This window comes from Pseudoduganella umbonata (genome assembly GCF_014192225.1).
Classification (GTDB): domain Bacteria; phylum Pseudomonadota; class Gammaproteobacteria; order Burkholderiales; family Burkholderiaceae_D; genus Rugamonas; species Rugamonas umbonata.
In genome coordinates, this window is record NZ_JACHXS010000007.1 from 200,060 (window position 1) to 215,440 (window position 15,381).

The window sequence follows — 15,381 nt, forward strand, 5'->3', positions numbered from 1 at the left end:
CAGGAGTGGCCACGCGCGAACGTGACCGTTCCGGCAGCCGTCACTCCGGCGCCGTCAGGAACCCGTCGCCGATATCGGCCGGGTCCACGTCGGGCGCGAACACGTTGCGCCGGGCGCTGGCGGACAGCCGCGCCGCCACCAGCCGCGCATCGGGATCGCGCCCTTCGGCGCGCAGCGCTTCCCACCACAGCGCGGCGACGCCGGCCACGTGCGGGCAGGCCATGCTGGTGCCGCTCCACGTCTGCAAACCGCCACCGGGGAAGGCGCTGGTGATGTCGACGCCGGGAGCGCTGATCCGCGCCATCGTGTTGGAAAAGTTCGCCACCGTCAGCGTGGCGCCGCCGCGGCCGATCGCCGCCACCGACAGCACGTCGTCGGCGGCGGCCGGCAGCGAAGCGGCCACGCGGAACTGCGCATCCACCTCGCGCCGGCTCTCGTTGCCCGACGCGGCCACCACCAGCGGTTCCGTATCCAGCCCGCCCTGCGCGTCCATCATGGCCATCACCGCGTCGAAGATGCGCAGGTTGTCGCGATAGGCTTCCAGTGCCTGCGAGGTGGCGATATCGACCGGCACGCCGCTGTCGACGAGCTGTGTGACCATGCCTGGGAAGTCGAAGCCGAGCGACATCGAGATGATGTGCGCCTTGTTCTGCAGTGCCCAGGTCATGCCGTTGACCAGCATGTCGGTGCTGCCCGAGCCGTCGTTGCCCAGCACCTTGCCGATCAGTGCGCGCTCGATGCCGCGCGCCACGCCGATGCGCGTGGCATTGCCATCGCTGCCGACGTCGCGCCCGAAGATCGTGCCGGCGCAGTGCGTGCCGTGGCCGAAGGCATCGCCATCGCCGTCGCCGCTGAAATCCTTCTGCACCAGCTGTACGCCGCCGAAAGCGGGATGCGCGGCATCGATCCCCGTGTCGAGCACGGCCACCGTGACGCCGGCACCGGTAAAGGGGCTGCGATCGGCACCCACGGCCGCGATGCCCCAGCTGGGTCCCGCGGCGGCCGGCTGGGCATTCAGCGGGACAATCAGGCGGGTCGGCATCGACGGCGCCACGATCTGTACTTCGGGCTCCTCGCGCAGTTGCGCCACGTGGCGTTCGTCGACCCGCTCCACCGTGACGGTCGGCGTGGCGCCGTCGCGCAGTACGCCGGCCATGCCGCCGCGCAGCGATGGGCGAACATTGCTGCGCAACACGATATAGTTTTTCATGTTTCCCCCTGTGCCGCCCGCGGGACGCGAGCGTTGGGGAATCAGTATAGGAATAGCGCAGACGGACTGAAGATAATTACACCGATACTTTGATGAAGATCAAAGTCACTGCTGGCCGTTGTGCATCCAGTCGCTGTTGCGACGGGAAAGAATGTGGTGCCGGTATATTTCCCGACCGCCGGCGCCGGTAGTGGCGGCTCGCGCCGCCAGGTTGTGCCCCTCTCCACAGAAGCAGGCGTATTCTGCCGCGTGAATGTGACAAGCGTTTGACCTTGGACAACTTGCCCGGTTTAATACCGTCATGACAATCGATTCCCTCCTGCGGCAAGCCGTCGGGCACCACCAGCGCGGCGCATTCGCCGACGCCGAGGCGCTGTATGCGCAAGTCCTGCAACACGATCCTGCCAACTTCGATGCGCTGCACCTGACCGGCGTGCTGGCGCGCCAGCGTGGCGATGCGCAGCGCGCACTGGAACTGATCGGCCGTGCCATCGCGCTGGACGGTACGCGCGCGATCGCCCACTGCAACCTGGGCGCGGCCCAGCAGGACGCCGGCCGCGATGGCGATGCGCTGGCCAGCTATGACCGCGCGCTGGCCCTGCAGCCTGCCTATCCGCTGGCGCTGTGCAATCGCGCCAACGCACTGCGCCGTCTCGGCCGCCTGGACGAAGCGCTGGACAGTTATGCGGCCGCGCTGGCGCTGTCGCCGGGCTATCCGGAAGCGCTGTGCAACCGCGCGCTGGCGCTGCAGGAACTGGGCCGGCACGAGGCCGCGCTGGACGGCTTTGCCGCGGCGCTCGCTGTCCGGCCGGCCTGGCCGGAAGCGGTCAACGGCGCCGCCGTATCGCTGCTCGCCACCGGCGATGCCGACGGAGCGCTGCAAGGCTTCGATCGTGCACTGCAACTGCGGCCCGGCTATGCCGAAGCCTGGTGCGGGCGCGCCAGCCTGCTGCTGTATGCGGGCCAGCCCGAGGCGGCGCTGGACAGCTGGCACCGTGCGCTGGCCGCCCGGCCCGGCTACGCGCGGGCCCAGCTCGGGCTGGCGAACACCTTGCGCGCACTGGGCCGGCACGAGGCGGCGGTCATCGCCTACCGGCAGGCGAAGAAAATGGGCGCCGATGCCGCCACGGTCGACTACCTGCTGGCCGCGCTGGGCGCCGGCGCCGCGCCGCAGGCGTCGCCGCCCGATTACGTGGCGGCGCTGTTCGACAGCTACGCGCCGCGCTTCGACCGGCACCTGGTCGACGAACTGCGTTACCGCACGCCGGCGCTGCTGGCCGGCCTGCTGCGGCGGCACCTGCCACGGGTAATGGAGAACACCACAGCGGAGAACGCCGCAGCGGAGCACACCGCAGCGGACCTCGACGTGCTGGACCTGGGCTGCGGCACCGGCCTGTGCGGCCCGCTGCTGCGGCCTGTCGCGCGGCATCTGGCCGGTGTCGACCTGTCGCGCGCGATGCTGGCCCGGGCCGGCGCGCTGGACGTCTACGACGAACTGGCGTGCGCCGACATCGTGGCGTTCCTGCGGGACGACGGCCGGCGGTGGGACGTGCTGGCGGCCGCCGACGTGCTGGTGTACGTCGGCGATCTCGACGCGCTGTTCGCCGCCGCACGGCGGGCGCTGCGCGCCGGCGGCGTGTTCGCGTTCTCGGTCGAGATGCTGGAAGACGGCGCGGCGCAGGGCAGCGACAGTGCTGGATACGCGCTGCGCCGGTCCGGCCGTTATGCGCATGCGGCGCCATACCTGCAACAGCAGGCGACCCGCCATGGCTTTGCCCTGCGCGCGCTGGAGTCATGCACGCTGCGGCAGGACAGCGGCGTCGACGTGGCCGGCCTGCTGGCGGTCATGGCGCTTGCCTGAGCATTTATACGGCCGCCGGCCGTCCGGTCAACGCGCTGTCTTTTTGGCAGCGGTGGACGTATCGGCGGAAGGTCCGCCAAGCTTGAACACCGCCGTCACCGATTGCGCGAACGGGAGTGCCGGCGGCACCGAATAAGCCTTCACGCCGTGCGCCTGCGGCAGCGACGGCGTCCCGGCGCCGGGCGGTGCCAGCAGTGCCGGTGCCATCTTGTCCAGCGGCGCGCGGGCGATCGCCACGGCAGGGCCCAGTTTGCGGCCGAACGCTTCGGCCAGCAGTGTGCCGTTGGCGCGCGCATCGGCGGCCGCCTGGCCCATCAGCTCGCGCTCGATGGCGTTCCTGTCCGTGCGGTCGAACGAGGCGCTCAGGCTGTCCACGTGCTCGCGTGCCAGCAGCGCGGCTACCAGGTCGGGCAGGCGCGCCAGGTCGCGCACCTGCACCCGGTAGTGGCGCGTCAGCAGGTAGGCCATGGTGCTGCCGTCCGCCGCCGGCTTCGACAGGCTTACCGTTTTTTTCGCCAGCTCGGCGCCGTCGATGTCGCCCTCGGCCACGCCGTGTTCGGCCAGCAGCGCGGCGATGGCGGCGGACAGTTCGTCCAGCGCGGCGGCGGCCTGCCCGGCGCTGCCATCCTGCGCGCCGGTCTCGAAGTACAGCGCGGCGATGTCGGGCTCCACCCATGTCTGCGCCTTGCCGGAGGTGGACACGAACGGATGCGCGGGCAGGTCGGCGGCGCCGGCGGCACCGCAGGCTGCCGCCAGCAGCAGGGCCAGGAAGCGGCCCCTCAATTGAACGTCCACACGTATTGCATCTGCATCCACGACGTGACCGGTTCGCCGTTGCTCATGCCGGCGATGAACCGGCATTTGCGGATGCCTTCCAGTGCGGCGTCGTCCAGTGCCGGGTGGCCGCTCGATTTCTTCACTTTCGCATCGTCCACGGTGCCGTCCTTGCCGATCAGGAAGCGCAGCGTCACCGCGCCCGTGTGCCGGGCCGCCAGCGACGCTTGCGGCCACACCGGCTTGGCGCAGCTCTTGAAGTCGACCACAGCCCGCTTGTCCGGTTTGGCATTCACGACGTCCGCCTGGGCCTGGCCCGCGAAAAAGGCGCTGGCCAGCGCCAGTGCCGGCAACACGGTGGCCAGCGCCGTGGCGACGGTGGTGGAAGGCGCGCGCCGGGTGGCGGGGCGCAGCAGTCGGGTAATCCGGTTCATCAAATCTCCTCCATCGGCCGCAAGAGCCGGTTCGTGGTGGGCGAACTGGCGCTTCTCCAGTTCGGACAGGGCATGCGCCAGGCGGCGCGGACCGCCGGCATGGCCGGCGGCCAGGTCGTCCGCGATCAGCTCGCGTTCGAAACGGATGCGGCGCGAGAGCCACCACACGGCAGGGTGGTAGAACAGCAGGATCTCGGCCAGGTTCTGCACGATGTTGACAACGTAGTCGTGACGGCGGATGTGCGCCATTTCATGTGCCAGCAGCGCCTGCAGCAGCTCGGGCGGCATGCCGGACAGCAGGCTCGCCGGCACCAGCACGACCGGGCGCCAGCAGCCCGCCGTGACGGGACTGGCCAGGCCAGCCACGATGCGCAGCCGCACCTGCCGGGCCACGCCCATCGCCATGGCCAGCTGGTCCAGCCGCGCCTGCCATTGGGGGTCGCGGGCGCCGGCGCGGACCGCGCGGGTTATCCACGCCATGCCGAGCGCAGTGCGCGCCAGCAGCACCACGCAGCAGGCGGCCCAGGCCGAAACGATCCAGCCCATGTGCGCCTGCACCGTGCCGGCGATCCGCCCGGCCTGCAACGGACCGGCCAGCTGGGCGGCCGTGGCGATCCCTTCTGCCACCGCGCCGCCACGCAGCCGCAGTACCAGCGTGACGGCCGGCCACAGCAAGCAGGCCAGCAGGCCGGCGCAGGCGATGGCATAGCGCAGCTGCGGCCGGGCAGCGGGCAGCGCGGCCAGCACGAGCGCGGTCGCGGCGCCCACCAGCGCACCCTGCCACAGGAAGTGCACGAGAGCCCAGCCCAGCGCGTCGACGACGCCGCCCGGCCGCAGGAAAGCCGCCGTCATCTCCGCAAGCGGTGCCGCGGTCGTTCCCAAGCTCGCCCCCACGGTGGATGCCGCATTCATTCCTTCTCCTCCTTCAGCATCCGTTCGATTTCCTCGCGGTCCTTGCGCGAAATGCCCGTCTTCAGCGCGGCCAGCACCAGCGCCTTGGCCGAACCGGCAAAGGCGCGCTGCAGCAGGTCTTTCAGCAGGTTGGTCTGCAGGGCGTCGCGCGGCTGCGCCGGTGCGTAGACGTGGGAGCGCTGGCGGTCGTCGCGGATCAGCAGGCCCTTGCCGTGCATGACCTGCATCAGGCGCAGCACTGCGCCATAGCCCAGGTCGGGCCGGCTGTCGCGCAGCGCATCGTGGACCTGGCGCGCGGTAGCGGAACCCAGCGGCCACAGCGCCTGCAGCAATTCCAGCTCGGCCGGCGTGGGCTTCGGTAATTCGGGGGGAGCGGCCATCGCGGTTCCTCGTGAAGTTTTTTACACGATAGCCAACGTAGACCGATTTGTATACTTAAATTTTTGCTTGCATGCGAGATCTTCCTGCACAAGCAGAACAACCGGGGTGTTGCTCGTAGACTTAGTAGTCTACAAAGGGTTGTTTTGCTGCAAAGGGCGTGGTACCGGTCTGGCAACGGCCGCTAGTTGCCGGCCTTGTCCAGCATGGCCAGCCGGTAGGCGCCGGGGGTGGTTCCCGTCCGGGCGCGGAACGCGGTGGCGAAATTGGCGGCGCTGCGAAAGCCCAGCAGTTGCGCGATGTGCTGCACGTCGAAATCGGTCTCGCGCAGCAGTTGCATGCCGCGCGCAAGCCGCTCCTCGCGCACGAAGGCAAAGACGGTCTTGCCGGTCTGCTCGCGGAACAGCGCGCTGAGCTTTTCGCGGTAGGTCCCCACGTTGCGGGCGATCTCCGCCAGCCTCGGCAGCGCGCCCAGGTTGTCCTGGATCAGCCGCATCGCGGCACGCACCGTGACGGCATCGGTCTCGGCCGGTGCGGCAGCCAGGGCCAGCAGGGGCGCCGGCGCCGGGGCGGACGCCGGCTCCTGCCGGGGAACCAGGTTCAGGTGGACATGGATGCGCGCGGCCAGTTCGGCCGGCATGAAGGGCTTGCTGACGAAGTCGACACCGCCGATCGACAGGCCGAGGATGCGCTCTTCCGCCGATTCGGTGCCGCTGACGAAGATCACGGGAATGTGCTGCGTGGCCGGGTTGGCTTTCAGCAAGCGGCAACAGGTATAGCCGTCCATGTCGGGCATGCGCACATCGAGCAGGATCAGGTCGGGATGCCGGGTCAATGCAAGCCGGTAGCCCTCCGCGCCATTGAAGGCAACGCAGACACGGTAGGGCATTTCACTCAGCAGGTCGGCCAGCAGGCGCTGTTCGAAAGCTGAATCGTCCACGATCAGGATATTGCGGACGGTAGCGTCGGTAGTCAGGTACATAACTTGGACATTACATCGACATAAGGTTGGCTGCGGCCTTCGGGCTGCTAATCGGGCTGCATATGGCTGCATATATTATGCACCGTAATTAAATAGAAAATATCGCTCCTCGCGCTGTTCGATCATTTTTTCTCACATTGCAAAAGACCAGTTGCCCATTCTGCGGGCACGATCCCGGATAGGGCTGAGCACAGAGTGAAAAAAATGGTTCTTTTATCCCGTTGGTGATTATTCGATAGTTTGTTCGACCTCTTTTCAGTGTAAAACGTAGCTTCTGTTGCGCTCGTTCGTTTTTAAATGTGCACAAGTGGGAGGAATAATGAAACATACCGATTTTGGCCAGATGCCTTGTCCGATTGCGCGCAGCCTCGGCAAGGTAGGCGAATGGTGGAGCATTCTCATCCTGCGCGATGCGTTTTACGGGCTGACCCGGTTCGACGAGTTTGAAAAAAGCCTGAAGATCGCCCCCAACATGCTGACCCGGCGCCTGGCCGGACTGGTGGCGGGCGGCCTGATGGAAAAGCGGCAGTACAGTGCCCGGCCGCCGCGCTACGAGTATCTGCTGACCGAGAAAGGTCGCGCATTCAAACCTGTGCTGCTGGCATTCGTGGCATGGGGCAATGAACACCTGGCGCCGGAAGGGGCCAGCCTGCTCGTGGTTCACCGTGAGACCGGCCAGCCGGCCGAGCAGATGCTGGTGGACAAGCGCAGTGGCAGCCCGATCAGCGACGAGCATTATGTATTCGCACCGGGCCCGGCGGCCCCGGAACTCATGCGGGCACGGCTGCACGAAGTCAGCCAGCGTGTGCCATTCATCAAGCATGTGGGAAGTAACGGCACCGCCAATCCCGGCGCCAACTAGTACCCCGATGTAACGATATAACGATGTAACGGGCCCCGGCCGCTTCGCGCTGCCGGGGCCTTTTTGCCGGCCCCGTCTTTATTTCGCTCATCTCCCCGCCCGTGCCGCCTAATGTGCGTCTCCACGGCGCGTTCCGCCGTAAGATGCATATCTATTTCAATAATCCGCATATGGTTCCTGAAAGCGGCCTCTGTCTTTGTTACACAAACCCGACAATCAAGGAGAATGGAATGAACAAGGCAAGGATGTGGAAGAGCTACCTGGGCGTGCCGCTGCTGGCCGTCCTGATGGGCATGGGCTCGGCCTACGCCCAGTCGCTGGCGAAAGCCGACGAAAAGGCGCTGAAAGACATGGCGATCGTCAACATGACGGAAGTCGAAGCCGGCAGGATCGCGCTGCAGAAATCGCAGAATGCCGAAGTGAAGGCATTCGCCCAGCAAATGATCGACGATCATACGAAGGGCCTGGAAGAAGTGCGTACCGTGGCGCAGGCCAAGAACGTCACGCTGCCGAGCGAGCCGGATGCGAAGCACAAGGCCATGGCGAAGAAACTGCAGGCCATGTCCGGTGAGAAATTCGACAAGGCGTATCTCGAGATGGGCGGCGAAAAGAGCCACAAGGAAGCCCATGCCCTCGTCGTGAAGACGCAGTCGAACGCCAAGGATGCGGACGTGAAGGCACTGGCCGCGAAATTGCAGCCGGTGATCGACCAGCACATGGGCCATGTCCAGCAGCTCGCATCGACCATGAAGGGCATGAAGAGCGGCACCGCGATGGGATCTTCGGGCGCCGGCAGCACCGGGGGCTCGGCCATGCCGAATGCCAAGGACAAGATCAGCACCCAGCAGCAATCGAGCGGCAATACTGATAACCCGGCGAATCCGGCGAATCAGACAACGAATCCGCCTGCCAGGTAAGTTCGCCGCTGGCGTAACCAGGCCCGGTGCAAGCACCGGGTTTTTTTATGCGGCCCGCTGCCTGCACCGGGCTGTTGTCACGTCAGCCTTCCGGTTCGATCGCCGGCTCGATCGTGATCTCCGTCTTCAGCGAGTTCGCGATATAGCACTTGTCGTGCGCCTCGTGGTGGATTGCGGCGATCTCTTCCTCGTCCGGCCATTCGCCGCCGGCAAACACGATCTCGGGGCGCAGCGTGATGTTCGTCATCGCCATGCGGCCGGCGGCATCCTTCTCCAGCAGGCCGACGGCGTTGTCCACGTAGCTTTCCACGACGTGGCCGCGCCTTGCCGCGATCGACAGGAAGAACAGCATGTGGCAGCTGGCGGCCGCGGCCACCAGGGCTTCTTCGGGATCGACGTTGTCCGCCACCGACATCGGCAGCGGCACCGACAGCGGCGACGACGACGCCGGTACGCGCAGGCCGCCATCGAAGCTCCATTCGTGGCCGCGGCTGTATTTCTGGTCGAGGAAGGGCTGGCCGTTGCGCTGCCATTCCAGTCGTGCTTCGAATTGCATGGGGTCTCCCGGCGAGGTTGGCGATACCGTGAGTGTAGCGCGGCAAGCGGCCGACATGCCGCCGGGATGCGCCCTATAATCGCCCGCCGGCCGACGCAAGCGGCCATGGAGGGAAATCATGCAACTGTTTTTCACGGCAGGCTTCATCCTGCTGATCGTTATCTGGGGCGTGCTTGCGCCCGACACCATGGCCGCGCAATTCGACATGGTGCTGGCCGCCATCACCCGTAACTTCGGCTGGCTGTACCTGTGGCTCGTGCTGGGCCTCGTGCTGTTCGCGCTGTTCCTGGCGTTCAGCCGGTACGGCGACCTGAAGCTGGGCGGCGAGGATGAAACGCCGGAGTTCTCGACGAAGAGCTGGTTCTCGATGCTGTTCGCGGCCGGCATGGGCATCGGCCTCGTGTTCTGGGGCGTGGCCGAGCCGATCTCCCACTTCAACGTGGCACCGCCGCCCGGCATCCGGCCCGGTACGCCGGAAGCGGCCAACGCCGCCATGCGCCATGCGCTGTTCCACTGGGGCGTGCACCCGTGGGCCGTCTACAGCATCGTCGCGCTGGCGATCGCCTTCTTCCTGTACCGCCGCGACGGCCGCTCGCTGATCAGCACCGTGACGGATGCGCTGCCGTGGCGGTGGCCGAAGCGGCTCGGCGGCCTGTTCAACGCGCTGGCCACGATCGCCACCGCGTTCGGCGTGGCCGCCTCGCTCGGCATGGGCGCGCTGCAGATCAACAGCGGCCTGAGCTCCGTGTTCGGCCTGCCGAACACGGAGGCGACGCAGGTGGCCATCATCGTCGTCGCCACCGCGCTGTTCATCGGGTCGGCGGTGAGCGGCGTCGACAAGGGCGTGCGCATCCTGTCGAACGCCAACATGATGCTGGCGGCGCTGCTGGCGCTCGCCGTGTTCGTGCTCGGACCGACCGTCGTCATCGTCGATACGCTGACCAACACGGTGGGCAGCTACCTGTCCGAATTCGTGCGCATGAGCCTGCGCATGACGCCGTTCCGCGACACCAACTGGGTGGGCGGCTGGACCATCTTCTACTGGGCCTGGTGGGTGTCGTGGTCGCCGTTCGTAGGCTTGTTCATCGCCCGCGTGTCGCGCGGTCGCACGATCCGCGAATTCATCGTCGGTACCGTGGCGGCGCCGTCGCTGGCGGCCTTCCTGTGGTTCTCGATCTTCGGCGGTACCGCGCTGTACCTGGAAGTATGGCAGCACGTGCCCCTGTCCGAGGCGGTGAAGGCGGACGTGTCGACGGCGCTGTTCCAGATGTTCGACGCATTGCCCGGGGGCTCGCTGATGTCGGTCGTTGCCACCGTGCTGGTGCTGGTGTTCTTCGTCACCTCGGGCGACTCGGCGGTGCTGGTGCTGAGCATGATGAGCACCAGCGGCAATCCGCACCCGCCGGCGCGCGTCAAGATGGTCTGGGGCGTGCTGATCGCCGGCATCGCCCTCAGCCTCCTGCTGGCCGGCGGCTTGAAGGCGGTGCAGACGGCGACCTTCGTGTTCGCGCTGCCGTTCACGGTCGTCATCGTAATGATGGCATGGTCGCTGTGGCTCGGCGTGCGCGGCGACTGGGACGAGGAGCAGCGCCGCGAGCGGGAGCTGAAACGCAGGCTGCGGCAGATGGCGTCGCAGTAGGCTCCACCGCAGCAAGCTCCACCGCAGTTAGCTCCACCGCAGTTAGCTCCACCGCAGTTAGCTCCACCGCAGTTAGCTCCACCGCAGTTAGCTCCACTATACTGGCGGCTCGCCAACTCGCCGCCAGCCGCCATGTCCACCGTTGTCCGCTGCACCTGGGCCAATCCCGCCAATCCCCGCTACATCGCCTACCACGACGGCGAGTGGGGCGTGCCGTGCCACGACGAGCGCCGGCTGTTCGAGATGCTGAACCTGGAGGGCGCACAGGCGGGCCTGTCGTGGGAGACCATCCTGAACAAGCGCGATACCTACCGGGCCGCGTTCGACGACTGGGATCCCGTGAAGATCGCCGCCTACGGGCCGGACAAGGTGGCCGAGCTGCTGGCCAACCCCGGCATCGTGCGCAACCGCCTCAAGGTGGCCGCCGCCATCACGAATGCACAGGCTTACCTGCGCCTGCGCGAACAGGGGCAGACGCTCGACGGCTACCTGTGGGCCTGGGTGGACGGCAAGCCGGTTTGCAACCACATCGGCACGCCTGCCGACCGCATGGCGAAGACGGAACTCTCCGACCGCGTCTCGAAGGACCTGGCAAAACGGGGTTTCAAGTTCGTCGGTTCCACGATCGTGTATGCGTACCTGCAGGGCATCGGCATCGTCAACGACCATGATGCCGCCTGCTTCCGGCACGCGGAGTGTGCAAGCCTTGGCTGATCGCGTCATCCTCGACCTGGCGTTCGACGGGAAGCGCCTTGCCGCCGCCCGCGCCGCGGGCGGCATGCTGCACTACATCGCGGTGATGCCCGCGCTGCCGGCGGCAGCCGATCCCGAACTCGCCGCGTGCTGGCCGGTGGACGTGCCGGGCCTGCACCGGCTCGAACTCGATGGCGGCCGCACGGTCGTCGACGTCGTGCTGGGCGAGCCCGACACGCTGCTGCCGGAAATTTCCGCGCGGGTCGACGAGTTCTTCGCACCGGGCCCTGCGCCGTTGCGGGCCCTGTCCCGGCTTGCCGTGCCCGGCGCCCGGCTCGTCACGCAGCTGGGCGACGAAGCCTGGCGCCGCGGTTTGCGCGCCGCCGGCTTTTCGTGGGATGCCGAAACCGAGCCCCTCGAAGCGCGCTACACGAGCCGCAAGCCGCAGCCGCCCCAGCCCGCGCCACCGGTACGCAGCGCCGTCGTCATCGGCGCCGGCGTGGCCGGTGCCGCCGCCTGCGAGCGCCTGTGCGCGCGTGGCTGGCAGGTGACGCTGGTCGAGCGGCACGACGAGCCGGCGCAGGAAGCATCCGGCAACCGGGCCGGCATCTTCATGCCGCTGCTGTCGCGTGACGACAATATCCCGACCCGCCTGACGCGCGCCGCCTACCTGTACGCATTGCGCCGCTGGCACGCGCTGGGCGGCATGGCGCCCGATGGCAGCGCACCGATCGTGGGCCAGCAGTGCGGCGTGCTGCAACTGGCGCGCGATGCGGAACACGCGGCGCTGCAGCGGGAGGTGGCCGATGCATGGCGCTACCCGCCGGAATATGTGCGCTGGCTGGACGATGCGCAGGCATCCGCGCTGCTCGGGTCGGCCACGCCGCATGGCGCCTGGCTGTTCCCGCTGGGTGGCTGGGCCAACCCCGCGTCGGTGTGCCGGGCCATGCTGGCCGCGTGCGGCAACCGCCTGCGGCGCGTGTTCCATGCCGAAGCGTTGTCGCTCGAGCGGGCGGGCGAGCGCTGGCTGGTGCGCGGTGGGGGAGGCGCGATCCTGGCCGACGGCGCGCACGTGATCGTTGCGAACGGTGCCGGCGCAATGCAACTGCCGCAGACGGCGCCGCTGCCGCTGTATACGATGCGCGGCCAGGTCACGCACCTGGCCGCCGACACGTTCGCTGCGCTGCCGCTGGTAGTGTGCCGCGAGGCTTACATGACGCCGGCAATGGATGGCATTGCCAGTGTCGGCGCCACGTACGACCGTGCCGGCGACCGCGCGCTGTGGCCGGCCAGCCAGGCGGAGAACCTGGAACGGGCGCGCGAGATCCTCGGGCGCCATCGCGTGCCGGCCGAGCCGCCGCTGGCGGGCCGCGTCGGCCTGCGGTGCATGGCGCCGGACCGGCTGCCGCTGGTGGGCACGCTGCCGGACTACACCGCCGCGGGCCAGCCGGAGCGCCTGCGCGACGTGGCCCGGCATCCGGGCCTGCATGCGCTGCTGGGCTACGCCTCGCGCGGCCTGATCTGGGCGCCGCTGGCCGCCGAGTTGCTAGCATGCAATCTTGAGGGACAGGCATCGCCGCTCGAGACAACGCTGGCCGCCGCCCTCGATCCGGGCCGTTTTTTACTCAAATCCCGCCGCAAAACTGTGGCGGGCGCGCCATAGCCACGCCGTAAACCCCAGATTTCATGCGGCTTCGCGGCTATAATTGCCGTACTGAAACTTTTGCGGGGTAATGATGGAAGATCGAGGCGGCTCGCCCGAGCTGTTCGTGTTTCTGGCTTCCACGGTGCACGACATGAAAAATTCGCTCAGCGTGCTGGGCGGAACGCTGGAAAGCCTGCTCGGCAAGCATGCGCCGGCCAGCCAGGACGCATCGTACCCGCAAATGGCGCACATGCTCTACCAGACGCGCCGGCTGTCCGACAACCTGATGCAGCTGCTGGCGCTGTACAAGGAGGTGGGCAAGCCCACCTATCCGTTCGAGCCGGTCACGGTGCCGCTGGGCGAGCTGGTGCACCAGGTGGCCAGCCAGTCGCGCGTGCTGCTGGACGCAAAGGACATCCGGCTCGACCTCGCATTCAGCGAGGAGCTGCTGTGGACGCTGGATGAAGACCTCGTCATCGGCGTGCTGTGCCACGCGATCAACAATGCCGTGCGCTATACGCGCGACCGCATCCGCCTGTCGATCGTGGAACAGGACGGCATGCTGGAGTTCCGTGTCGAGGATAACGGCATGGGCTTTCCGCCGTCGATGCTCGAAGCCGGCGCGGTGGTGGGGCAGGGCGTGAACTTCCTGACCAACAGCAGCGGCCTGGGGCTGTTCTTTGCCAGCGAGGTGGCGAAGATGCACAAGCGCCGCCAGCGCGGCGGCAGCATCCGCCTCGAGAACGGCGGCCCGCTGGGCGGCGGCTGCTTTGTCCTGACCCTGCCCTGATCGTCCTGCCATGACCAGCACCTACATCACGGCAAGCGGCGCGCCGGTGCCTGACATCTCCGGCGTCGAATGGAGCGAGAAACGCTACCTGATCGTCGACGATTTCGTCGGCATCCGGCAATTGCTGCGCGAGTCGCTGCGCAATATCGGCGCGCGGCACATCGACCAGGCGTCGTCCGGCGGGGAAGCCATGACGCTGCTGGGGCGTACTCATTACGACGTGGTGCTGTGCGATTTCAACCTGGGCGAGGGCAAGAACGGCCAGCAGGTGCTGGAAGAGGCGCGCGTGCGCAACCTGATGATTCCCAGCAGCGTGTGGCTGATGGTGTCGGCCGAGAAAAGCGTGGAATCGGTGATGGGCGCGGCCGAGCACCAGCCGGATGCCTACATCATCAAGCCGATCACCGAGGGCGTGCTGCTGACGCGCCTGAACCGAGTGTGGCACAAGAAGCAGGTCTTCCAGCAGATCGACGCCGCCTACATCGACAAGGACTACCTGCGCGCGGCCCGGCTGTGCGACGAGCAGATCGCGCGCCACAAGGTGCACGAGATCGACCTGATGCGCATGAAGGCCGCGCTGCTGCTGAATGCGGGCGAGCCGGACAAGGCGCGTGTGGTGTACGAGAAGCTGCTGGAAGAGCGCGAATACAACTGGGCGCGCACCGGCCTGGGCAAGATCCGCATGGCCAATGGCGACCACGAGGCGGCGCGCCAGATGTTCCAGGGCGTGATCGCCGAGAACCGTTTCTATATCGACGCATACGACCAGCTGGCCGCATCGCTGGAGCTGATGGGCCGCCACGAGGATGCCTGCGGCGTGCTGGAAAAGGCCGCGAAGCTGTCGCCCAATTCGGTGCCGCGCCAGCGCAGCCTGGGCAACGCCGCGCTCCGTATCGGCAACGTGCAGCTGGCCGAGCATGCGTTCCGCAAATGCCTGGCGATTGGCGAATACTCGATCCGGCGCACCGTCGATGCCTACTTCGGCATGGCGCGCGTGTGCGGCATGAAGAACGACACGAAGGAAGCGCTGCGGCTGCTGGCCATTGCGCAGCGCGATTTCCCCGGCGAGGTGGTGCAGCTGCGCAGCAAGGTCACCGAGGGCATGGTCTACCACGAAAGCGGCGACTACCGCCGCGCGCGCAAGTCCGGCGACCAGCTCGAGGCGATGCTGGAAGGGGAGGTCAAGCGCCCGCATACCGCCGTCTGCATGGAAATGGCCACGCTGCTGTTCGCGGTGGGCGTCAAGGAGGCACCGGTGGAGCTGCTGTGCCACGTGGTGCGCAACAACCACGACAACGTCGTGCTCATCGACGAGGTGCAGAAGATCTTCGACAAGGCGCGCATGAGCGAGGAGGGCGTGGACCTGATCGCCGCGGCGCGCAAGGAAGCGTCGGAGATGATGAACCAGGGCGTGACGCTGTGGAAGACCGGCCGGATCGGCGATGCGGTGGCGTGGATGCGGGCATCGCGCGAACGCCTGCCGGACAATATGCGCATCCTGTTCAACTCGGCGCAGATGCTCATCACTCACATGCAGCAGCAGGGTTACGACGAAGCGCTGATGATCGAGGCCAACGGCGTGCTGATGCACGTGGATGCGCTGGCACCGGGCCAGCAGCGGTTCGCGCAACTGGTCGAACAGTTGCAGGAACTGGTGCCGCGGCGCGCGGACGCTGCCGGGACCCCGGAGGGCGCACCGGCCGCGCCGGCGGAGCAGGCAGAGTAGGG

The 15,381-nt window shown here is 67.3% G+C and carries 14 protein-coding genes; 8 read left to right on the plus strand and 6 right to left on the minus strand.

Annotated elements, in window-relative coordinates; genetic code table 11:
* Positions 1-40 precede the first annotated feature (40 nt).
* A complete protein-coding gene (locus FHS02_RS18825) occupies positions 41-1,210 on the minus strand; it encodes a S8 family peptidase (protein ID WP_137315875.1) in 1,170 nt (389 codons plus the stop codon).
* 301 nt (positions 1,211-1,511) lie between these two features.
* Between FHS02_RS18825 and FHS02_RS18830 the strand changes: the two genes are divergently transcribed.
* Positions 1,512-3,071: a tetratricopeptide repeat protein gene (locus FHS02_RS18830; RefSeq protein WP_137315876.1), complete on the plus strand. Its 1,560-nt coding sequence runs from the start codon at positions 1,512-1,514 to the stop codon at positions 3,069-3,071.
* 27 nt (positions 3,072-3,098) lie between these two features.
* On the opposite strand, the gene FHS02_RS18835 is transcribed toward FHS02_RS18830, so the two are convergent.
* The 4 genes from FHS02_RS18835 to FHS02_RS18850 all read right to left on the minus strand — a co-directional run bounded on the left by FHS02_RS18835 (position 3,099) and on the right by FHS02_RS18850 (position 6,551).
* Entirely contained in the window at positions 3,099-3,866 is a 768-nt protein-coding gene (locus FHS02_RS18835) for an SIMPL domain-containing protein (protein WP_175424900.1), read from the minus strand.
* On the minus strand, positions 3,851-5,191 hold the full coding sequence (locus FHS02_RS18840) for a M56 family metallopeptidase (protein ID WP_229422321.1): 1,341 nt from the start codon (positions 5,189-5,191) through the stop codon (positions 3,851-3,853). The genes FHS02_RS18835 and FHS02_RS18840 overlap by 16 nt, the downstream gene beginning before the upstream one ends.
* The gene (locus FHS02_RS18845) at positions 5,188-5,571 is read right to left on the minus strand and encodes a BlaI/MecI/CopY family transcriptional regulator (protein WP_137315878.1); all 384 of its coding nucleotides are present in this window, start codon (positions 5,569-5,571) and stop codon (positions 5,188-5,190) included. Before FHS02_RS18845 ends, FHS02_RS18840 begins: the two co-directional genes overlap by 4 nt.
* A 182-nt stretch (positions 5,572-5,753) precedes the next feature.
* Positions 5,754-6,551: a response regulator transcription factor gene (locus FHS02_RS18850; RefSeq protein ID WP_137315879.1), complete on the minus strand. Its 798-nt coding sequence runs from the start codon at positions 6,549-6,551 to the stop codon at positions 5,754-5,756.
* Between the two features lie 319 nt (positions 6,552-6,870).
* Here FHS02_RS18850 and FHS02_RS18855 point away from each other — a divergent pair, with 319 nt between their 5' ends.
* Together FHS02_RS18855 and FHS02_RS18860 are read left to right on the plus strand one after the other, a co-directional pair.
* Positions 6,871-7,413 carry a winged helix-turn-helix transcriptional regulator gene (locus FHS02_RS18855; RefSeq protein ID WP_137315880.1) on the plus strand — a complete coding sequence of 181 codons (543 nt, stop codon included), beginning with the start codon at positions 6,871-6,873 and terminating at the stop codon, positions 7,411-7,413.
* Between the two features lie 230 nt (positions 7,414-7,643).
* A complete protein-coding gene (locus tag FHS02_RS18860) occupies positions 7,644-8,330 on the plus strand; it encodes a DUF4142 domain-containing protein (RefSeq protein WP_175424901.1) in 687 nt (228 codons plus the stop codon).
* An 82-nt stretch (positions 8,331-8,412) separates the two neighbouring features.
* Here the strand turns inward: FHS02_RS18860 and FHS02_RS18865 are convergent, their stop codons facing one another.
* On the minus strand, positions 8,413-8,886 hold the full coding sequence (locus tag FHS02_RS18865; RefSeq protein WP_137315882.1) for an OsmC family protein: 474 nt from the start codon (positions 8,884-8,886) through the stop codon (positions 8,413-8,415).
* A 118-nt stretch (positions 8,887-9,004) separates the two neighbouring features.
* Here FHS02_RS18865 and FHS02_RS18870 point away from each other — a divergent pair, with 118 nt between their 5' ends.
* From FHS02_RS18870 to FHS02_RS18890, 5 genes are all read left to right on the plus strand, one after another.
* Positions 9,005-10,525 (plus strand): BCCT family transporter, encoded by a 1,521-nt coding sequence (locus FHS02_RS18870; RefSeq protein ID WP_137315883.1) that lies wholly within the window; start codon positions 9,005-9,007, stop codon positions 10,523-10,525.
* Between the two features lie 132 nt (positions 10,526-10,657).
* Positions 10,658-11,239, plus strand: a complete 582-nt coding sequence (locus FHS02_RS18875) for a DNA-3-methyladenine glycosylase I (RefSeq protein WP_137315884.1) — start codon at positions 10,658-10,660, stop codon at positions 11,237-11,239.
* Positions 11,223-12,881, plus strand: coding sequence for an FAD-dependent 5-carboxymethylaminomethyl-2-thiouridine(34) oxidoreductase MnmC1 (gene mnmC1 / locus FHS02_RS18880; RefSeq protein ID WP_307722166.1), 1,659 nt, complete (start codon positions 11,223-11,225; stop codon positions 12,879-12,881). The genes FHS02_RS18875 and mnmC1 overlap by 17 nt, the downstream gene beginning before the upstream one ends.
* A 133-nt stretch (positions 12,882-13,014) precedes the next feature.
* Complete coding sequence (locus FHS02_RS18885; protein ID WP_229430106.1) at positions 13,015-13,653, plus strand: sensor histidine kinase; 639 nt, start codon at positions 13,015-13,017, stop codon at positions 13,651-13,653.
* 10 nt (positions 13,654-13,663) lie between these two features.
* Positions 13,664-15,379 carry a tetratricopeptide repeat-containing response regulator gene (locus FHS02_RS18890; RefSeq protein ID WP_137315885.1) on the plus strand — a complete coding sequence of 572 codons (1,716 nt, stop codon included), beginning with the start codon at positions 13,664-13,666 and terminating at the stop codon, positions 15,377-15,379.
* Positions 15,380-15,381 lie beyond the last annotated feature (2 nt).